This is a genomic window from Scytonema sp. PCC 10023 (assembly GCF_963920835.1).
Taxonomy (GTDB): Bacteria; Cyanobacteriota; Cyanobacteriia; order Cyanobacteriales; family Nostocaceae; genus Kalymmatonema.
In genome coordinates this window covers 34,773-56,321 of record NZ_CAWUDP010000055.1, presented here as the reverse complement: position 1 = coordinate 56,321, position 21,549 = coordinate 34,773, and the positions used below count along the sequence as shown (strand labels likewise).

At 46.5% G+C, this 21,549-nt stretch carries 14 protein-coding genes and 1 pseudogene; 7 read left to right on the top strand and 8 right to left on the bottom strand.

The genetic code is table 11. The features are described 5' to 3' along the window. Position 1: 1 nt before the first annotated feature. The 4 genes from ACM0OZ_RS28870 (at position 2) to ACM0OZ_RS28855 (ending at position 4,681) form a co-directional block, all read left to right on the top strand. A complete protein-coding gene (locus tag ACM0OZ_RS28870) occupies positions 2 to 430 on the top strand; it encodes an ASCH domain-containing protein (RefSeq protein ID WP_414586274.1) in 429 nt (142 codons plus the stop codon). A gap of 110 nt (positions 431 to 540) precedes the next feature. After that, positions 541 to 2,106, top strand: coding sequence for an McrB family protein (locus ACM0OZ_RS28865; RefSeq protein ID WP_414586273.1), 1,566 nt, complete (start codon positions 541 to 543; stop codon positions 2,104 to 2,106). Next, positions 2,103 to 3,296, top strand: coding sequence for an McrC family protein (locus ACM0OZ_RS28860; protein WP_414586272.1), 1,194 nt, complete (start codon positions 2,103 to 2,105; stop codon positions 3,294 to 3,296). Before ACM0OZ_RS28865 ends, ACM0OZ_RS28860 begins: the two co-directional genes overlap by 4 nt. Positions 3,297 to 3,664: 368 nt before the next feature. Continuing rightward, positions 3,665 to 4,681 (top strand): hypothetical protein, encoded by a 1,017-nt coding sequence (locus tag ACM0OZ_RS28855; RefSeq protein ID WP_414586271.1) that lies wholly within the window; start codon positions 3,665 to 3,667, stop codon positions 4,679 to 4,681. An 86-nt stretch (positions 4,682 to 4,767) separates the two neighbouring features. Here the strand turns inward: ACM0OZ_RS28855 and ACM0OZ_RS28850 are convergent, their stop codons facing one another. The 5 genes from ACM0OZ_RS28850 to ACM0OZ_RS28830 all read right to left on the bottom strand — a co-directional run bounded on the left by ACM0OZ_RS28850 (position 4,768) and on the right by ACM0OZ_RS28830 (position 17,209). Further along, positions 4,768 to 6,150 (bottom strand): aldehyde dehydrogenase, encoded by a 1,383-nt coding sequence (locus ACM0OZ_RS28850; RefSeq protein WP_414586270.1) that lies wholly within the window; start codon positions 6,148 to 6,150, stop codon positions 4,768 to 4,770. A 220-nt stretch (positions 6,151 to 6,370) separates the two neighbouring features. Beyond that, positions 6,371 to 8,305, bottom strand: coding sequence for an asparagine synthase (glutamine-hydrolyzing) (gene asnB, locus ACM0OZ_RS28845; RefSeq protein ID WP_414586269.1), 1,935 nt, complete (start codon positions 8,303 to 8,305; stop codon positions 6,371 to 6,373). Positions 8,306 to 8,308: 3 nt separating this feature from the next. Next, entirely contained in the window at positions 8,309 to 9,745 is a 1,437-nt protein-coding gene (locus ACM0OZ_RS28840) for a carotenoid oxygenase family protein (protein WP_414586268.1), read from the bottom strand. 242 nt (positions 9,746 to 9,987) lie between these two features. Beyond that, positions 9,988 to 16,824 (bottom strand): SDR family NAD(P)-dependent oxidoreductase, encoded by a 6,837-nt coding sequence (locus tag ACM0OZ_RS28835; RefSeq protein ID WP_414586267.1) that lies wholly within the window; start codon positions 16,822 to 16,824, stop codon positions 9,988 to 9,990. A gap of 121 nt (positions 16,825 to 16,945) precedes the next feature. Beyond that, positions 16,946 to 17,209, bottom strand: coding sequence for an SAM-dependent methyltransferase (locus ACM0OZ_RS28830; protein WP_414586266.1), 264 nt, complete (start codon positions 17,207 to 17,209; stop codon positions 16,946 to 16,948). 489 nt (positions 17,210 to 17,698) lie between these two features. Here ACM0OZ_RS28830 and ACM0OZ_RS28825 point away from each other — a divergent pair. Beyond that, positions 17,699 to 17,842 (top strand): annotated as a pseudogene (locus ACM0OZ_RS28825) (transposase family protein); the annotation flags it as partial. A gap of 20 nt (positions 17,843 to 17,862) precedes the next feature. On the opposite strand, the gene ACM0OZ_RS28820 reads toward ACM0OZ_RS28825, so the two are convergent. After that, a complete protein-coding gene (locus ACM0OZ_RS28820) occupies positions 17,863 to 19,179 on the bottom strand; it encodes an FGGY-family carbohydrate kinase (protein ID WP_414586265.1) in 1,317 nt (438 codons plus the stop codon). A gap of 189 nt (positions 19,180 to 19,368) precedes the next feature. Between ACM0OZ_RS28820 and psaM the strand changes: the two genes are divergently transcribed. Next, on the top strand, positions 19,369 to 19,461 hold the full coding sequence (psaM, locus tag ACM0OZ_RS28815; protein WP_414586289.1) for a photosystem I reaction center subunit XII: 93 nt from the start codon (positions 19,369 to 19,371) through the stop codon (positions 19,459 to 19,461). Positions 19,462 to 19,806: 345 nt separating this feature from the next. Then, positions 19,807 to 20,205, top strand: a complete 399-nt coding sequence (locus ACM0OZ_RS28810; RefSeq protein ID WP_414586264.1) for a hypothetical protein — start codon at positions 19,807 to 19,809, stop codon at positions 20,203 to 20,205. Between the two features lie 205 nt (positions 20,206 to 20,410). On the opposite strand, the gene ACM0OZ_RS28805 is transcribed toward ACM0OZ_RS28810, so the two are convergent. Together ACM0OZ_RS28805 and ACM0OZ_RS28800 are read right to left on the bottom strand one after the other, a co-directional pair. Beyond that, on the bottom strand, positions 20,411 to 21,136 hold the full coding sequence (locus ACM0OZ_RS28805) for a tetratricopeptide repeat protein (RefSeq protein ID WP_414586263.1): 726 nt from the start codon (positions 21,134 to 21,136) through the stop codon (positions 20,411 to 20,413). 37 nt (positions 21,137 to 21,173) lie between these two features. Continuing rightward, the gene (locus ACM0OZ_RS28800) at positions 21,174 to 21,302 is read right to left on the bottom strand and encodes a hypothetical protein (protein ID WP_414586262.1); all 129 of its coding nucleotides are present in this window, start codon (positions 21,300 to 21,302) and stop codon (positions 21,174 to 21,176) included. Positions 21,303 to 21,549 lie beyond the last annotated feature (247 nt).

Here is a 21,549-nt window from a genome sequence, read left to right as displayed (position 1 = left end):
TATGAACGGTATAAAAATGCCTAGTAATATCCTGCTACTATCAATACGTCCTAAATATGCAAAAAAAATATTTGAGGGTAATAAGAAAGTAGAACTGCGGCGGGTTCGTACTCGATTAGATAACGGTGACTTAGTGCTAGTCTATGCTTCGTCTCCTCAAAAGGCTTTGATAGGCTCCTTTGAAGTAGATAGTATTTTGGAAATTCCTATTCAAAAATTTCCGGAAGACCTTAATAAAATTTGGAATAAAGTCAGTGAAAAAGCGGAAATAAGCCGCCAAGAATTTGATATTTATTATGCGGGTGCTTCTCTATGTGTATGTATATTTTTTAAAAATGTTGAGCTTTTACCTAATCCTGTAAATTTAACACGTTTAAGAGAGGAATTTTCTGACTTTAGACCGCCACAAAGTTATCATTACCTAACATAAAATGAATTTAATATCATTAAGTATATAGCACAAAATAATACTTCTAGTGTTTCGGGTTATTAAGTATATTATTCATAAATAAGAAAAAAATTACAGTATACGATTACATAATGTTCGCGGAAAAGAAAGATGAATTTGCGAGGCTGTTTCAGGAATTTTTAAACTCATATCCCTACACACCACTTGGGCTACGTCACACAGCAGCCTATGAAGAGCAGCGTCAGCAGGGGAAGAGGAACTTTGAAGCGATCGCAGCAGCAGCAGACTCTGGAGAAGACGTAATAGAGTTAATACTACTGCAACTACTACCTTATCCAGACACCACCAAAAATCGTCAAAGGGGGGCTTGGATTCATATTGGTTCATCTGCCACCAAAGACATAAAAGAATGTTTTGAGGCAGCAATATGGATAAAGCCGGAAGAGTGGCAGTACATTGCTTTGGCGATTTTGAATTTTGTCCGTCGCTGCAATGATGAGCCAAAGCAGTTGTCAGCAGCTTGTGGAAATTTTTCGCAACTGCCTTATGCCCAATATTTACAAACAGGAACGATCACGCCTATCCTCAACGCACTGCAACCAGAGGAATTTCTATTGCTCAACAACCAATTGATACGAGTTATTAACTATTTTGCAAATACAGCCTATACGGAAAAACTAACTGATTATCCTATATTGAATCTTACTGGAAAAAAGCTGATTGCACAATTCTCGCAGCAGATGCACCAATCAGGTGTGCCAGCTTTGAGAGACGATGACTTGTTCGATATGTTTTCTAACTGGCTAGTAGCTGTTAAAAAGTATGATTTTACTGGCAAGGATAACCCACGATTTAAAGAAGTGGAATCGCAACCAGAATATACCTTAGCTGAATGCACTGAAAAAATCGGCTTCAATGAAGCAGAACTAGAACGCTGGATACGCGCAATTAATCGCAAAAAACAAGCCATACTATATGGATCACCCGGAACTGGAAAAACATTCATTGCAGAAAAACTTGCCCAACACTTAATCGGCGGCGGTAATGGCTTTTCTGAACTGGTGCAATTTCACCCAGCGTACTCTTATGAAGACTTCATTCAAGGCATACGTCCCCAAAATGAAGATGGAAAATTATTATATCCGCTGGTTCCAGGTCGCTTTGTACAATTCTGTAAAGAGGCAGAAAACCGTCAAGGTATTTGCGTTTTAATAATTGACGAAATCAACCGTGCAAATTTAGCTCAAGTTTTTGGTGAACTAATGTATTTGTTGGAGTACCGCGACAAAGAAATCCCTCTAGCGGGCGGTAACAGGTTTCACATTCCCGCTAACGTTCGTATCATTGGCACGATGAACACAGCAGATAGGTCAATTGCTTTAGTAGATTATGCACTGCGCCGCCGCTTCGCATTTATTGAACTCCGCCCAAACTACGATGTGCTACGACGGTATCACCTGAAAACTGGTTTGGTGGTAGAGGGGTTGATTCAAACTTTACAGCGCTTGAATCAGACAATTAATGACAAAAACTATGAAATAGGTATTTCATTTTTCTTAACAGATAATTTAAGTGAAGATATTGAAGATATCTGGCGCATGGAAATTGAGCCTTATTTAGAAGAATACTTCTTTAACCAGCTAGAAAAAGTAAATGAGTTTCGCTGGGAGAAAGTCAAGCAACAGTTATCACTATGAAGTCAGGACAAGCAAGAATTCTTGAACTGACTGAATATGCAACACAGTCATTTCATTATAACGAGATACCCGAAGCAGTAGGAATAGAGTTATTTAATAAATATAAAAACCAACTAAATATAGATTTTCCTACTTATAAAACAGGTAATAAATGGCAACTCAAATCAAATGGATGGGTAGGTTACATTCCTTTAAGCACTGAATTTGATTTAAAACTTAATCCCAAAGTGCCTATAAAAAACCTTTTTGGAATGCTGGAATATGCATACACTCTAAAGAGTTTCCGCTTTTTAGAAGGGCTGATGGATTGCGAATCTCTAGAGGAATTTTACAGCCATCTGGCTTATGTCTTAGCCCAGCAAATTCTAGAACGTTATCGAAAAGGATTATATCGTACATACTTACCTAAAACAGAGCAACTAAGCTATGTATGGGGAAGGTTAGATGTGCGACAGGCTATTCAAAACCTGTGGGATATTAAACTTAAATGCCACTACGAAGAACATACGGCTGATATTAAAGAAAACCAAATTCTAGCCTGGACACTTTTTATTATTGGTTGCAGCGGCTTGTGTTCAAAAAGAGTATCTCCAACGGTACGAAAAGCTTATCACGCTCTGCAAGGATTGGTAACGCTGCAACCCTGTAGTTCACAAGATTGTATTGGGCGACAGTACAACCGCTTGAATGAAGATTATCGATTATTACATAATCTCTGCCGATTTTTCTTAGACAACACTGCACCAACTCATGAAAGGGGCGATCGCACAATGCTACCCTTTCTCGTCAATATGGCAAAGCTGTATGAAAGTTTCGTTGCAGAATGGCTGAAGCAAAACGCGCCAAAAGGCTATTTTTTCAAGCAGCAACATCAGGTAGAAATAGGTCAGAATCGACGGTTTTCTATCGACCTACTACTGTGCGATGCTGCTACTAGCAAAACATTAGCAGTGTTGGATACTAAGTATAAAGCTCCTGATAAAGCGGCAGATGCTGACATTCATCAAATGGTAAGCTATGCCACAGCTACAAAGTGTAACCAAGCCATTTTGATATACCCAAAACAGCTTACACAGCCTTTGGATGTTAAAAGTGACGACATCCAAATCCGCAGCCTCATCTTTTCCCTAGATGATAACCTTGATAGCGCAGGTCAGACCTTCTTAAAAAACCTCCTCCCCCTCTGTTAAACTTCTCTTTCCTCTGTGTCAACGGACACTTTCCTCAACGGGGGGAACCCCCGCACGGAAGTGTCCTCCTCTGCGCCTCTGCGGTTCATTAAACGCCGAAAATCACCCAAACAGGTGAATCAACAAGGCGAAGCGCACACTCAATAACAAATCGTACCCTGCATACTCGCGGTGATATTTTTTAGGCAAAGACACCAACTTTATCTTTGCGCCTTTGCGCCTTTGCGCGAAATTATCCGAAATTGTGGTCAGGGAACTGTAGTTAATACTAACGAGATTGCGCTATAATCTCTATGTAGTACAATAGTAATATACAATCAACATAAAGAGAGGCAAAAAATGAACCATCGGGACTTCTAAAACCGGACTTGACGAACCCGGCTCATGGCATTCATGCTATAAATCTTATCGTCTACAAAATAGCCGAGGATCTTCAAGCTTCCGGATATCCAGAACCAACAATTTGGCGTTCTTCCCCTATCACTACAGTCGCGAACAACTTCGACAAACTTTATTTCCCTTCAGATAGCTTGTCGCGATCGCCAAAATACACCCGCTACCTCAGCGACGGTAAACTACTCAGAACTCACACCACCGCCATCATGCCAGATTTACTCCCTAAATTGCAGGGAGAACAACTCATCGTCCACTCCGGTATTTGCTATCGCCGGGATGTGGTGGATAAACGCCATGTAGGCGAACCCCACCAAATGGACATATGGCTGATGAGCGAACATCAGCATCTGGGTAGAGAAGCTTTAGTTAAATTCATTCAAACCATCATCCATGCAATTCTTCCTGGTGTATCCTATCGCCTGAATGAAACCTCACACCCATACACCTGTAATGGTTTAGAAATTGAGGTTTTAGTAGATAACAAATGGATTGAAGTGGGAGAATGTGGCGAAGCTCATCCTGGTTTATTAAAACCAGGTTACACGGGTTTGGCATCTGGTTGGGGATTAGACCGTTTGGTGATGGTGATTAAGGGAATTGATGATATTCGCTTGCTGCGAAGCACAAATCCCAAAATTGCCGCGCAGATGACTAACCTAGAACCCTACACTCCAGTATCAAATCAACCCAGTATCAGCCGCGATATGTCCATTGTCACCGGAATAGATACCGAGTTGGAGGATATTTGCGAACAAATAGTAGAAGTGTTAAAAGATGACGCTGAACTACTAGAGTCAGTAGATATCCTAAGCGAAACCCAATATCACCAACTTCCCCAACAGGCGATTCAACGCTTGGGTATCGAACCCTATCAGAAAAATCTGCTGGTGCGAATGACTCTCCAGAGTCTACACATGTCCATCACAAATCAAAAAGCCAATATCTTAAGGGGATTAGTTTACCAGAAAATCCATCAGGGCAACAAATAATTTAACAAATGTAACGGATAAGTTATCTGTGGCTCTCACAAATAAACTATCCGTTACATCCGTTACGCTCATCCGCTGCTTACCACTTAAGTGCTGCTTCGCTTCAGCATCTGCAATTTGCCCTTATACGGAGCGTATCGCCATTTGGGATCGCTCCGCAAAGATGTGTTTAACACACTTTTGTAATGGGAAAAGGTGTCAAAACTGGCTTTACCGTGATAGTTACCAATACCGCTATCACCAACACCGCCAAATGGTAAAGATGGCACAGTAAAATGCATCACTGTGTCGTTGATACAAACTCCACCGGATGAAGTTTCCTGCAATACTCGCTTTTGAAGGTTTTTGTTTCTAGAAAATAAGTACAAAGCCAGGGGTTTTGGTCTTTCGTTAATAATTGCGATCGCCTCTGTTACATCGGTGTATGAAATCACAGGAAGAATGGGACCAAAAATTTCATTCTGCATCACCGACTCTTCCAGTGAAACATTATCAATCACCGTGGGGGCAATATAACAATCATCTGGGTTGGTTTCGCCCCCAATGATAATTTCACCATCTTTCAAAAATTCGCGCAGCCTGTCCAAGTGTTTGTGATTGATAATCCTGGCATAATCTGGGCTGCTAACTGGATTATCGCCATAAAATTCTCGGATGCATTTTTGGATGTTATCCAACAAATCTTGCTTGATAGTTTTATCTACTAAAAGATAGTCAGGGGCGATGCAAGTTTGACCAGCATTAATAAACTTGCCCCAAGTAATCCTTCTGGCGGTGTGTTCGACGTTGATGTCAGAATCTACAATACAAGGACTCTTCCCGCCCAATTCAAGAGTAACTGGTGTCAGATGTTTTGCCGCTGCCTCCATGACAATTTTGCCAATCGCTGTTCCGCCAGTAAAAAAGATGTGGTCAAACTTTTCTGCCAACAGTTTTTGGCTGGTTTCCACACCTCCTTCTACCACAGCAATATAAGCTGGGTCGAAATGCTTTTGGATAATATCAGCCAAAACATGAGAGGTATGAGGGGCAATTTCTGAAGGCTTGAGAATCGCACAGTTCCCCGCTGCGATCGCACCCACTAACGGCGAAACAACCAGCCCGAATGGGTAGTTCCAAGGTCCAATTATCAGAACAACTCCGAGCGGTTCTGGATAAATTTGCGCTCCTGTGGTAAATTGCTCAAGCAGGCGGCTTGCGGCTTTCTTGGGCTTAGTCCAGGCATTGATATGTTTGATAGCATAATCAATTTCCTGAATGACGCCAACCTCAGTTATAAAAGTCTCAAATTCTGGTTTATTAAAATCCGATCTCAACGCCTCAATAATTGCAGCTAGATGTTCGCCGACTGCTTTCTTTAGAGTTTTGAGCTGTTCAATGCGAAAAGCAACATCTTTGGTTTTACCAGTTTTAAAAAAGTCACGTTGTTGGCGGATAATGTCTCCAACGGCTAATTGAGCAATCATCATTTTTTCCTTAAAAATCCAAATTTTGGATCATGGCTTGTAGCGAAAAACCGCAACTGGTCAGTTAACAGTTACCAGTTATCAGTTATCAGTTATCAAGTATCCGCACGCTTCAGTTTCATCATTGGGAGAAACACCACACTCCTGTGCACAGAAAGCGTTGGTGTCAGTACAACCACACCAGCCCGAGAAAGCGTCACTGCGTAGGTAGCTGTTCACTGTTTTAAATTGTTGGTGCTGTAAGTCCGAACCGTTCTTGAAAAATACAAGCGCTCAACAACCTCATCAAGATAAAGTCAATTGAAGTGCGTGTAGTATCATCCATTTCAGGCAGTTCGTCTAGCAGTGCGATAACTGCTGCTTGGTTGTAAAAGGGCAATGATGCCATAGCTGAGCCGCGCAGTGTGTCTTGGATCAGTTCGTGCAATCGCTCATTCGGTTTAAAGGTAGAAGGCGGGGCAAGGAACGGGTGCTTTTGACGGTGGTAAACCGTGTCCGTCAGGAAGGGACGTGCCGCTTCTCGCAACACATATTTCTCGGTCATGCCGCGAATTTTCAGCGAAACCGGCATTTTACACACTAGCTCAACGACATGGTGATCGAGAAATGGCAAACGTCCTTCGACAGAGTGCGCCATTTCCACGCTGTCGCTCAGCATTCTGAGAATGTAGTGCAGAAAAATTGATTTAGACCACAAATAGAGGGATTGATCCACTGGTGAGCGCCCAGCAAGTTGCCCCTGCACATCGAATTGATTTAAAAAGATGCGATAGGCGTCCCGGTGTGCAAACTTTGCGGCAAATTCAGGCGCGTAGAGAGCGCAAACTTTAATACTGGTGGCTGAATTGGCTTCTATCCATGTGGGTACAAAACCTAACGTCCGTTTTATACTTGCCAACGACATCACTGCGCCGTCAGGTAGCATGAAGCCGGAAGAGACTGCATTGTTGCGCTGTAATGACAATAACTGCTGTACAGTATCTTCCTCTTGCCGTTGTGTGTTGTAGAGCAACATATCCCGGCGTAAATGGGGATAGCCTCCAAATATTTCGTCGGCACCTTCACCAGTCAGTACAACTTTGTAGCCAGCCTCACGCACAGCCTTACTCATTAGGTATTTGGCAGCACTAGAGGCGTTGTTGAAAAGTACCTCACCATGCCAAACTGCGTCAGCAAAATTGTCGGCAAGGTCAGATTGGCTCACCGGAATGATTTGGTGATTTGCCCCGGTTCGCGTTGCTGTCTCGCGAGCGATCGCTTCTTCGTCATAGGCTGCATCGTCAAAGGAGATGGTAAACGCACGAATTGGTTCAGAAGTGTGCGTTGCCGCTATCCCCAACAAGGCAGACGAATCGAGTCCGCCACTGAGATAGCAACCAACTGGCACATCAGCCCGTAAGCGGAGTCGAACCGCCTCGTCCAATGTGTACCGAAGTTTTTCAATGTATTCGCTTTCGGTATATTGAGGAAGCGGATCGTCCGTGCGGGGGTAATTAAAATCCCAGTAGCTAATCAGTTGAGTGTGGTAGCGCGAAGCAAGGAGGAAGTAACCAGGCGGCACCTGATACACGCCTTGAAAAAAGGTGCGCTGTTGGTCGAACGAGACGTTGCTGGCTTGAAAAAAGGACTCGGGATCCCATTGGGCGGGCACACCGGCTGCAAACAATGCCTTGACTTCGGATGCCACATACAGGGTATCGTTATGTACAGTCCAGTACAGCGGCTTGATGCCAAAGCGATCGCGAGCGGCAAACAGAAGCTCGTTTCGTTCGTCCCAGAGCACAAAGGCGAATTCCCCACGCAGATGATGCAAGCATTGTGTACCGAATTCGTTGTACAGGTGGAGGGCTATCTCACTATCAGAATTGGTACTGAGTCGGTAACCCCATCGTTTCAAGTCACGCTGCGTTTGTTCAAAGTCATAAAACTCGCCGTTAACAACAATATGCAGATTTTCGTCTTCGTTAGCAATCGGCTGGTCCCCCGTTCTCAGGTCGATAATGCTGAGTCTGGCGTGACCTAATCCTACTCGTCCATGGGGGGCAACCCAAGACTTCTGTCCGTCTGGTCCTCGATGGTGTAAGCTAGCAATCGCTCGCTTCAACGAGTCCTCTGAAATGGTTTCGTGTTTTGACAACAATGCCACAATTCCACACATAAATTAGGCCTCCGTTTTCCAAGTGCCATGAAAACCAAAGGGAACGGTACTGGGTAATGCCAGCCTGCAAATAGGTTCGGCGTCAAGATGAGCGGCGTCAAATATCCAAACCTCACTTTTGTCGCGATCGCCATCAAACACCACGGTCAAAACCCAACCCTGTTCCGGATTGGACGCGTCTCTTACATAAATGGGTTCTACCGGGTAACAGTTTTCACCCAAGTTTGCTTCCATGAGCCTTCCGGTTTGATGGTCGAAACGACCGATCGTACCCCACAAATCCTGCTTAAGATCAGCCCCTGACCGATATAACAATAAATAGGTAAAGCGCGAAGCTTGTCCCACCTGCTCGGAAGCGACAGTAGGGAACTCGCAGCCGCGATCAAGAACTTCATACATCTCGGTTATCTTGCCTGTTTGCGGGTTAAGGCGCAGCTGCCACAGGCTGCCTTTGGCTGCTGTCTCGGTCTGACCTGTTGGTATTTCCCTAAAATACTGATGGCTGCGAAAATCCTCGTAGCGCACAACGTCCACTACCACAGTTCCACTCGCATCTAGGTAACCATTGCTAAAATGCCACTGGAACCACGGCTCGGCTTCTCCACGACTGACCACCTCCAGAGTGGCTCGATCAATGACCAAAATCTGCGTGCCCTTGTTTGGCACCCAGGAAAACGAGTCACTAAAGCTTTTCTGCTTTGCCATGAAAGGCAATGGATTCATCCGCAGGGGAGGAATGAAAAACACCAGATACCTGCCCGCCAGGACAAAATCATGAAAAAACGGCAGACCATCGAGGGCGATCGCGGCTTGTTGCAGAATCTGTCCGGTGCGATCGCTCTTGAAGAGATTCAACACCCCTTCTTTGCCGTAGCTAATTCCATAGTTATAAATTTCTCCCGTTTGCGGGTCGCGCTTGGGATGGGCGGAATAGGCGGAGCTAGCCTTTAGCTTTCCTAATGTATCGAGTCCAAAAGTCTTTAAAGTCTGTAAATCAAGCGCATGAGGTGGTCCCCCTTCCCACATAGCTAACAGCTTATCTGGCAATGCTATCACAGAAGTGTTCGCAGCATTCTTCAACTCCATACCGAACCGTTTCCACATGTCCCCTGGTGGCGTCATGCCATAGCCCCCAAAGATCAGCTTTCCAGCTTTTTCTTCCGCTTGGTATCCTACCGTTTGCACGTAGCGATAGACCCCAGTGGCTTCTTGATTTCTGAAATGCACTCCTAGAACTGCCCCATCCCCATCAATCCAATGGTTCATTCGCTGTCCCCCGCGCTCGAATCGTGCTGGTCCATTGCGATACAGAGTACCACGCAATCCTGTGGGTATGGCACCGGAAAGAATGGGTAGTGGCGTCGATCCAAACTCAGTTGGAGGATGGGCGAATGCCTTTGCCCAAGCTTTAGCTTGAGTTGGTTGAGTCGAGAAAACCATCAAAGACCCTCCTTTTTGTGTAATTTTTTACAAAATCCCGTGCAAAACTGGGTATGAACCCAATACTTCTGGGTTAACCTCTCCAGGTGCCCCCCCGGCGTGGGGAGAGGGGAGGTAGTTTCCCCCATTCCCTTGTAGGGAACTCGGGGTCCCCACGGAGTGGGGATTAGGGTCAGGGGGGCTAGGGGGGTTAGGTCTGCCTTATCCTTTGAAGTATTGGATATGAACCCCCACTCTCCCCCTCACTTTTGTACGACGCAGGCGACCATTCGTTCTGGTCCTCGGGACAGTTGCAGTGGAAAGGTCAAGACCTGTAGCCGCTGGTTATCAACTATACCGCTGAATAAGACGGTGTCAGCTTTGCATAAGCTAATTTCGAGGCTAATTTCAGAGCCGTTGATTGCCTTACGCAAAGCCTCCACGGCTGTCCAGATCCGAGTTCCGGCTCTGGCTAGGGTATCTGTATTGTCCAGGAGTTGCTTCAAAATTGGCTGGTGTACATTGCTCAACAAGCCAGTCCATTGCAACAGCGTTCGTTGTACAACCCGTTCAATATCACAGCCTTGTGGTCCCTGTCCAACAACACAGACACAGACTTGATTGTCGTGGGAGAGGGAAACATCCAAATCCAGTCCCTCCACCGACTCAAGTACTGGTTTTCCAGACTCGCTCCACCTGAATTGAACCATTGCAGTAACATCATCGCTACTGTTTAGAGCTAGGCTGGCTGCCTTGTATAAAAGAGGCAGTTCACGCTGGTGCCGTTCCTCTTTGGGCAGCAAATGTAAACCTGGAAGATGAGCCAACGATATTTTCGGAGCGATCAAGTTGAATTGCTCAGCTTGCTCGTTCAGTTTACGGCGCAGGATTGTTTCATCCCGCGGGCTGGGAGCGACGATTTCTTCAGCAGTCGGATGATCCTCACGATGTTCCAAAAGCCGTGTCACATAACCGTTAAGCCTTTCGGTGATGTACCCGTCATCATCAATCGCAAATACAGTGCTGCTGTACTCACTCTCGTTACGCGTTTGAGGAGTCATGACTCCGACACGCATTCCAGAGAAACCGCTGTGGCGTTGATAGATTTCAATGCTATCAATCCGCACAGGTAAACACAAATCTTTCGGAATCACAACTTGAGCAGATTGGAGCAGCGCGTCCCTAAAATAGGGGTCTCCAAGTAGTAAGGGCATTGCTTTTTCATCGGAAAAGCCGTTCTTACCTGCGGACGATTCGGCACGCATTTGGGCACCGAATACAAACTTATTAGACTCAAGGCTGTAAATCTGTTGTAGACGCTGGAAGAGCGGACCTTGAAACAGTAGCCAGGTGTAGAGATCCTCCTGTGGCTGAATATCGAGAGGAGCTTCTGGAAGTTTGATATCCTCCTTTGGAGGGTTGTTTTCGATTCCTAGGACAAAGGTGGCAGAGAAATGATCGATAGCGAACCCTGTTTGCTCTGTTCTGATTGATGCGCATACCCGCCGCACTGAGTCTGAAGACTCTCGCTCGATGACTTCCGCATGAATTTCAATGTCCACTCCTTTGTCTTTTGAGACGACGATCGGACGTTCAAGCCGGATGTCTTCGATGCGAAGAGCTTCTAAGGTATGCTCACCGGTTGCATAGGCAACTGCTTGAGCCATAGCTTCTAAGCCGAACACGGTTGGGAACAGGTATGACCCCTTATAGATGTGATCCCGCAGGTATAAATCCCGCTCAAGGCTGAGGTGCGATCGCGCCACAACCTCTACGCCTGATTCGTTGACAAGAATCTGCTCAAGAAACCTTGACGCGGCTGGAAGTGGATACGGGGGTGGGTTCCAGGTATCGAAGCCTTGCATATCTAGCGCGGCTTTTGTGTACATCGCAGCTACGACCACAACTTGAACATCGCCTGGATCGTTTTTGGTTAGCCGCAAAAATCGACGTACACCCTCATCTTTAGGAATTGCGCCTATACCCATCTTCTCGAGACTCCGCACACTTCCCATCCGCGCACCCATTCCGACCTCATCCCACACACTGTATGCGACGGAAACAACAGCGGTTTGCGGGTGTTGAGCTTTAAAGCCGCGTAGAATCAAATCCATAGCTTCATTAGAGAAGGCATACCAAGCATTGCGTTGCATCCCTGTAACGCCGATAACTGACGAAAGAGCAGCAAAAAGCTTCAGTGGTGTACCTTGAAGCGCATGATACAAGTTCATGACGCCTTTGAGCTTAGGGCTGACTTCATCAAACGCCGATGCTGTAGATACCTGCTCCGCACGTCTTGGCCAGTTGAGGGCGGCTCCATGAACTACGCCTGTGATCTCGCCTAGCTCTTGTCGTATTCGTTGAATCACAGTCGTTACTGAGTCGAAATCGGAAACGTCGCATGTGTAGTACTCACAAGTCAACCCAAGAGACCTAAAGCGTTCAAGAGTACGCGCTGTTTCTGTACTCCCGCGTCCATCTTCTTTTGGGTGCGGTGAACGACCGACAAGCGCCAGGCGAGCGCCTGTATCCTGAGCTATGGCGATCGCACACTCTGCGGTGATCCCCTTGCCTCCACCTGTTACAATAATTACATCTTTAGACGACCATGTAATATTGCGGCTGTGATAAAGAGCGGGTTCTTGCAAACATGGTCTGGGAACACGACGGAGCAGTTGTGTATCATAACCCACAGCCATGTAGCCATCTTGGGTGGAGAGTTCAGTGAGTACGCGTTCCGCCAGCAAGGCTGGATTTACCTCCGGCGAGAAATCGATGACGCGAACTTTCAGATCAGGTCGCTCGAGATGAATGGTGGCTGCAAAAGAAACGGCGCAGCATTGCTGCATATCGGCTATCTGTGGCTGTGTTCCGAAATATCCCCCGCCAAATTGGACATAAGCCACCGTCGTACGCTTACCTGCTTTTCGCTCTGCTGATGGTATAGCTGCCAAACTGTTTAACCGCCCAATCGCATCGAGCAGACGAGCCTCTGGCGACAACTCGCTACTTGGTATACGGGGTAGCACAGCAATGAAGTGGGTAAAATCAGTGCTTTCCGTCAGTGCGCTAAGACGTGCTTCGGCAAAGGAGACGGCTTCAACTTTAGCCCCTTGATCGTGGAGTTGGTCGTACAACGCCTGTGCGATGTTTAGGTTGCTTTCTTCACAGAGGATGAGTACGTTCGCAGTTTGCCAATTTTCCTGAACATGTCCTTCTTTTGGAACTGATGGCAATTCCTCGACCATAGCCCGGACGATAAAGTCACGCACTAGGGTCTTTCGTTTTACCTCTTTTATCACTCCTGGCACGACACGGTTTCTATTTCCGTTTGGCTCGCTCTTGACAGTTGACCCATTCACTGATGGCTGTGTCAGTGCAGCAGCGACTTCACTGATGGTGCCGCTACTATCTGCCATGACTGCACGAATCGCTTCGGCAATCTCCTGGATTTTGGCGTTGGCTAAAGACGCTGGGTCGATCTTCGCTGCTACACCAAATTCGGAGGCGCTGGCTGCTATTACTTCACCCGCTTTGATTGAATCCAGGTTGAGATCGTCAAGTAGTCGGGTTTCTGGCGTGATGCTCTGTGGTGTGAATCCTGTTTGTTGAGCAATCAGGTTCACAAGGAAGTCCTCGATACTACCTGTTTTGTCCGAGCTAATAACATTGTGCGTTGCCGCGATTTCACTGATGGTGCCGCTACTATCTGCCATGACTGCACGAATCGCCTCGGCAATCTCTTGGATTTTGGCGTTAGCTAGAGACGCTGGGTCGATCTTCGCTGCTACACCAAATTCGGAGGCGGTGGTTGCTATTACTTCACCTGCTTTGATTGAATCCAGGTTGAGATCGTCAAGTAGTCGGGTTTCTGGTGTGATGCTCTGTGGTGTGAATCCTGTTTGTTGAGCAATCAGGTTCACGAGGATGTCCTGGATACTATCGGTTTTGTCCCGGCTGGCAATAACACCCTGTGTTGCCGCAGGCTTAGGCACTTCAGGACTAGAAGTAGGGGACACAAAAACTGGTGCCTTCCCTGTGCCATTGCTACCAATGGGAGAAGTGGAAAGCAGCGGCAAAGTTTGCAAGTCCGCTCGAATTATCTCTGTCAGAAACCCCGCACGCCGAGAAATGTAATCAGACAGTACCCCCCAGGGAACCTGAGTCTGTTCGGTGAGCATTGAATGAAGCGAGGTTTCGGACGCTCCAAGGGCAGGAGATACGCTCGTCTTAGACACCTGGAACGGTCTTTCCAACGGGTTTTCGATGAACATACGTTTTGATGCTGGGATAAAGGGACGCACAAGACGACCCTCGTACAAGGCTTCCCAGTTGATTTCACACCCGTGGACAAACAGGGCGGCTAGCATCGTGTTCAAATCCCGGTCAAGTCCGGCTTTCGATTCAACAGGAAAACACTTTGGCTGTTCTGAACCAACAATATCGCGCACCAAACCGGAAAGCACTTTGCCAGGACCTACCTCTACTAGCAAATCGCTCTTCTGTACCAGTGTTTTCACTAGAGAGATGAAATCTACTTGTGCGACTACTTGATTTGCAAAGTGTTCACGCAGTCGAAGTCCCTGTGCTGGTTCCCGCCCGTCCAAACTTGAAAATAGGGCAAAAGGTGTCTCTAAGAGCGTTTCTGGTACCAGTTCGTACTGACTCAGATGCTTGGCGGCTGTAGAGACTAGTTGAGAATGAAAGCCATTAGAAACCGGAAGCCGACGCGTTTGGATTCCGGAAGCTGTGGCAAGTTCAATCACCTGCTCAATACTCGCCTGCTCTCCAGAAATCACCATCTGCTTTGGGCTATTGATGTTTGCTAGGACGGCGTAGCCACTGACTTGCTTTAACAGTGTTTCGGCTGTTTGTTGCGAGCAAGCGAGACTTGCCATAGCGCCTTGGCTATTGCCGTTTGCGGATACGGACATAGCCTGTCCTCGAACCGCTGCTAGACGTAGCAGAGCCTCCTCGTCAAAAGCACCTGCTGCGTGAAAAGCAGTTAGCTCTCCCAGGCTATGACCACCCACAGCAGTTGGCTTTACCCCGAGACGATTGAGGTAACGCATCCAAAGAAGCGAAGCAAGACAGATAGCTGGCTGAGCAACTTCGGTTTGTGCCAGTGTCCTCGACCACCCTTCAACTTGCTCTGTATTAATAGCGCGGTCTACTGGACGGTAAATGAATTCACTCACTCCTTGGCAACCAACAGAGCGCAGCCAGCCATCCGCCTGCTCCACCAGTTCCCGTGCCCAGCTAAAGCGCTCTACAAGCGATCGCGCCATATTTAACTGCTGGGAACCCTGTCCAGGAAACAGAAAGCCGACTTGGTTCTGCCGAACAGCATTCCCAACCCAGACTTCTTTCTCTTGAGAGATGACTACCTCTCCTTTAGGAGGGGGTGTTTCACGCAACAATTTTTCCAGCAGGCTGAGACGTTCAATCAGCTCCTTAGGTGTACCCGCAATCACCGTTGCTCGAAGAGGCATTTGCGGTTCTAGTTCGCGGGTAAGGTGCAAAGCCAGATCGGTAAGTTCGCACACGCTCAACCCGGACGCAATACTCATCACAGCCGCAGTGCGTTGCAGCAAAGCAGAAACGGATGCAGCACTGAGCACGAATATCTCCGTTTCTTGGTTGGAAACCAGCAAAGACCGCTCCTCAATAAACGGTTTGAAGTGAGCAGCCGGAGCATCGCCAGATTCAAGAGTCACGTGGCAATTAATTCCACCGAATCCCATTGCAGAAACGCCTGCACGCACGGTCTCCGTCGGGCTGCGAATTTGTCCTTGCAGGATCGGGTAAAGACACTGGGCGGAACTCTCAAATACTGCGTTTGGCTCCTTGCAGCCAGCTACCGGAGGCAAAACACGACGGTTGACAGCCATAACCGCTTTAATGAAAGCTCCTATACCAGCCGCCGCTTTGGTATGACCGACGAGGGATTTGAAGGAGGTGACACCGCAGGAGCGAGGACTTGGCTCATCAGAACTCATTGCCAAGGCAATTGCTTCGAGTTCGGTGCGATCGCCCACAGGTGTGCCGGTGCCATGTCCCTCTATGAAGTCGAGTTTGCACGGACTGTAAGGAGCTCGCTCATACGCACGGCGTAAGGCTTTCGCCTGCCCTTGGCGGCTCGGGGCTGTCAGTCCACCTTTTCCATCAGATGAGATTCCCCACCCATTCAACACGGCGTACACATAGTTACCGTCAGCGCGAGCATCCTCTAAACGCTTAAGAACAACAAACCCACATCCCTCTCCTGGAATAAAGCCACTCGCCTTACGGTCGTAAACTGTCATATCTCCAGCAGTTAGGGCACCGGTCTTGGCAAAACCAATCAATTCAAAAGTGTCCAGACTGATATCGACGCCCCCAGCAAGGGCAAGGTCGAGGTCGCCGTTGGTCAGAGCGTTAGCAGCAGTGGCTACGGCAATCAGTGATGAAGAACAAGCTCCATCCACTGTGTAACCGCCACCGTCAAAGTTGAAGAAGTTGCAGATTCTGCCTGCGATCGTGTTGGAAAGATTACCTGAAAGCGTGTCCTCGGTAATTGGTGAAAACACAGACTTGTAATACTCCTCCATAGTCTCTGCTAGGGAGGTGACAACTTGCGACGGTAGACCTTTTGCCTCGGCTGCTGCAATCAATGCACGGCGGACATACGGCCAGCGCAGTCGAACGTTAGTAGAGCGCGAAAACTCTCCTGTCATAGTGTTTCCGAGCAACACGCCAGTACGTTCAGTCGCAACACTTTCACGTGTGTACCCAGCATCCTCTAAAGCCTTCGTCGCGACTTCTAAAGCCACCCAGTGGGCGATATCTGCTGTGTCAACCACCGTTTTCGGAATGCGTTTACTGGCCCAGTCGAACTCAAACCCATCAATAACCGCCATCCGAGATCCGTAGGTTTTGTCTGGCACTGTAGGATCTGGAGCTTGATAGTCAGAAAGCGGTAACCGCTGATCTGGCGTTCGCCGGAACTGTTGCCGCCTCGCCAGTATGTTTTCCCAGAGTTGCCGTAAATCGCTTGCTCCTGGATACAAGCAGCCCATTCCAATAATTGCAATACCTGGGGTAGATGCTTTGGTTTGCATAACAGTGTTTTTTCTGATTCAATATACAGATAACTGGTTTAAAGGCTTATGTCACAGGTTTTTCAAACATACCGCCTATCATCAATTCACGCGCTGTCGTTGGATTCATATAAATGGGCACTTACGTTTCCGGTAGGCGAGTGTGAAGATAGCCTTGGGTAGAAATTCCCCTCGCCAGACCGATATAATGATTCAAGCCTGCCGCCACCAACTGCTCAACGGCGAAATAGAGAAACAAACGGTTGAGGCGCATCCATTTTGGCAGTATCGGTGCAAGCTGTGTGAACTGGTCGGCAGCTATGCGGTCTATCTCAAAGTTGTGGTTGCCGCCTAAAAGGTAGTTGTTAATGCGACTGACGCTAGGCTTGGTTGTCTCGATGTCCATTTAGCTCTCCGTTAACAGAGTTGTGCTCAGAAGAGAGGTTTGGCACTACAGAAACGATTCTGTGCGCTTATAGACCAGGGACTGTTACCTTAGTATAATTACTACTAGTGTTGGCAAACTTAAAATTAATATCAATCATATACTCAGCTAAAATGCGGTTGCCATGAATAATATTTTGATAACTTTGTCATTTCTTTCGATCTTGTTTTTGTAGAGTCTGATCCACCAGCACCTTACCCACAGCCCACAATATCCATACCGAGCAGCACCGACCTATCCAACGGATCTCGGCTACTACGCCAGGGCAAATACATCTAAATCTGCTTGACAAATTATTATTTATCTGGCTAAAAAAATGGGATAATCGTGTGTCGTAAACTATCTGACTCTCCAAACAGGGCGATCGCTTCCTTTAGAGAATCGATAATGGTGGTATTGTTCAGAAAGACTCTTTAAAGCAAGAAAAACCACCGTATAGAGCAAGTTCCTCTGAAAGTGAAGCCGAAAATTACGATTCCAGACCACTTTGCTGATTTGGAAGATCCCAGAGTAGAGCGCACAAAACAGCATAAATTAATTGATATAATCACTATCGCCATCTGTGCTGTCATTTGTGGAGCAGATAGTTGGGTTCTTCCTCCCTATCTCCCCACCTACTCCTGTGCGTCCTCTGCGCCTGGTGCGGTTGATTTCTCCCACCCCCTCATCGCCAACAACGCCGTCCCATACGCCGCTTCCATGTTCACAGGCTGCACCACAGGAACCTGCAAAAGACGCTCCCTAATTGCCGTCCAGGTAAAATTCGCCGCACCACCACCAGCAGTATAGACGCGGGTTAATCGGTCGGCTCCCAATTCCTGTAACAATTCATACCCTCGTACTTCTATCCGAGCAATGCTTTCCAGCAACCCATGCAAAAATTCCACATCATTATTCGGGCGCGGTTCCAATCGCGGCGGTAAATTTGCCTCATTAATCGGAAAGCGTTCCCCAAGCTTCAACAACGGATAATAATCTAACTCGCTGACTTTTGACCCATCAATCTCACGACTCAACCTTTCTAACTCAGCATGAGTGAAAAATTGCCTTAGCACAGCACCCCCAGTATTGGAAGCACCTCCAGTCAGCCATAACCCCCCCTCTGTCCCCCCCTTGTTAAGGGGGGGAAGGCGGTGGCTGTAAATCCCATATTTCGCATCTTCCACACGGGTGCAACTCAACAGTTTCAGCACCAGTGTTGAACCAAGCGAAGTTACTGCTTCACCAGGGAATTGGGCACCACTGGCGAGAAAAGCTGCAATACTATCAGTTGTTCCAGCACATACATAGCAATCTCGATGCAAACCGAACTGAGACGCAATCTCAGGGCGTAATTCAGCAATAAAAGTTCCAGGAGTTACTACTTTAGGTAGATGAATTCCTATTTGGATACTCTCTAACCAGTCTGGGTATGTTAACTTTTCTACGTCATAACCCAGCTTTAAAGCATTGTGGTAGTCACTAATACCTAATTGCCCATGTAGGAGAAATGCCAGCCAGTCAGCTTGATGCAGAAAATATCGGGCTTGAGCAAAAGATGGTAATTGCGACATCCACAGAAGTTTAGCAAGGCTAGAAGTTGCACTTAATACTGTATGATTTGAAGGCGCTATGCTTCTCAACTGCTCTATCACCGTCGCTCCTCGTGCATCGTTGTACAGCAGTGGTACATCCACAGGTTTACCAGCATCATCGCACAGTAAGACCGTGGAAGACGTGCCGTTGATTGCGATCGCCCTCATTTCGCCCCGCAATTGTTGAGGAATTTGCTCAAGCAAGCTAAACAATGCTGTTTTCCAACAACTTGCTAAGTCCGAAACTTCTGACATTTCAAAGGGATAACGCCCTTGGGCTTGAATACAAGCTTGCTCGTCAATCACCACAGCCCTTGCACCTGACGTGCCAAAGTCTATGCCCAAATAACAATCCATATTTTTATAAATTTTTTTAATAACTCATAACTTATGATCAGCGATTGTTGCATCTTGTAACAACCTATTCCCCAATCTTGGCAAAACAAGGAAAAGTAGTAAACGAGCTATTCAAAATCTGTTGATATTGGGAGGTTTCAAATCATGTCAATGTTAGATACTCTGTACCTTGCTCAGGTGACAACTTCGATCTCAGATACTCAAGTGTACATCGCTCTTGTTGTGGCGCTGATTCCAGGCGTTCTTGCTTGGCGGTTGGCAACAGCACTTTACAATTCGTAACACCTTGAAGAGCTAATATAGCGCTTCTTGTTTAGATGAAGTACAGATTTATCTGTGTTCATCTGTGTCCATCTGTGGTTCTTATTTCTTGATGTATTGCACTCAACTAAGAACCGTTATAAACCTGGCAGTCCAGGGTGCAGTTCAAAAGACGCTTGCGGCTTACTGTCGTAATTTGTTGGAAACCGCACACGTAGTCATGCCAGGTTTATTTTTTCAACAAATAATCTCAGTGTGCCAAGTGCGAAAAAATGAAGTAATATGACAGCTAAATAAAACCGCAATTAGTGCAGCTACGCTTTTTGTGGTGCGTCCGCTCATAAGTGCGAGGTTCTTTTTATCACTATGAACGCCTTTCAACCCTCTAGACCCCCGCTACAACCTATACAACAGCGTCGAGTCACCCCTCGACCAAAGCGACGTCTGCGCCAACGCTCTTATCAAGTGATGGCAGTGGAAACTACGGCAAAAATAGCGGTTAATGTTGTCATTTCAACAGCAGCAATATCCGCTCTGATACAACTTTTGCCTGAGCATTGGTCACAGCAAGATAAGTTACGAGCGATCAGCATTGATGTCAAGCAAATGGAAGAACGTGTGTATAAGTTGCAGGCAGAATTTAGCCGTAGCTTTGATCCGCGCCAAGCTAAGATGATTATGCAAGAACAGGGCTATCGATTTGACCCTAACCAGCGTCAGATCGTCTTTCCAAAGGATGCCACAGAAGTTGAACAAGCACAATAAAATAAAACTGATTCCTTATTGCGTAGTTATGACTCCATCAATAAATTGGGGAGATTGCAACAAAGATAATAGCTAATAGTGAATAGCTAGTAGCTCAGTTTTTAGGAGCTATGTAGTTATCATCTATTAGCCATTGATGGTTATCAGGATGTTTCTGACTTTGCATTTCATGGATACGCCATGCATACGGCAATGAGTGCAAAATCTACCAGTTAAGATGCTGTGGACGCAGCAATTCATCTAACCAATTCTCAACTTGTAAACGCAAGCGCAAACCTGGCTCCTCGCTGTTAAACCCAACAGAAGGCAGTTGAGTTAAGGCGCGACGATAATCAGCGATCGCACAATTCCAATCGCCCCAAATATGATAAGTTCTACCTCGTTCTGCTATAATATGCCCTTCTAATTGACCAAAAAGCAGAGCCACCTCAAAATTCTCAATTGCCTCTTCGTATTGCCCCAAGTCGCGTAAGGTAATGCCTCGGTTAATCCATGCCCTAACGTGGCTGGGATTTAAATCTAATGCCCGATCATAATCAGCGATCGCTGCCACCAATTCTCCACACGCTGCATAGTAGTTCGCTCGATTGTTATAGGCGCTGGCTAATTTCGGATTTAGTTCCAACGCTGTATTATAATCACAAAAGGCTTTTTGGGTTTCGCCACTTTGAAAATAAATCAGCCCTCGATTGTTGTAATCAATAGCATTGTGGGGATGACGATGAATTAATTGACTCAATAACGCGATCGCCTCAATGTAGTTTCCTTCCTGAGCCTTTGTTAGAGCACGAGAGCGCAAGTAGCTGTCTCCCAAAGCAGGTTTGCTGCTACCGTTAGCCCCTTGCTGTTGTAGTACGCTTGTATTATTCAAGGCAAATGGGTTGCGGTGATTTTGCTTGTCACCAAAGGGTAAAAATGAGTGACTGTTCATATATTCCTACCTGAGCTGCTTGCTCTGTGAGATCAACTTATAGGGTTCCCCGTTCTTGTGGTTTTCTAACTGTGTCACTTGTTAAGGTGGCTATGAGTATTTGGGCATAAGCATTGCCGCTATATGCAACCAAAGGTAATGTGTGATCTATGTCTACAAAAGCCATATAGCACTTTCCGTTCCACCAGATAAAGGCACACTATACTCAATAGATGTTTCAATCTAATAATTGATACGTCTTCCCCAAGTCGAATTCCAGAAATAGCCAGATCAATCTCATTGAGTATTCAAGTAGTGTGAGCTACAAGTTGATAAAATGCCAAAAAGCCCTTGTTGTCAAAGAACTCAGAATTTAGGTGTCAGAACACAGAAAAATAAAGATATTGTGAAGACTGAGTCCGGAATTCTGAATT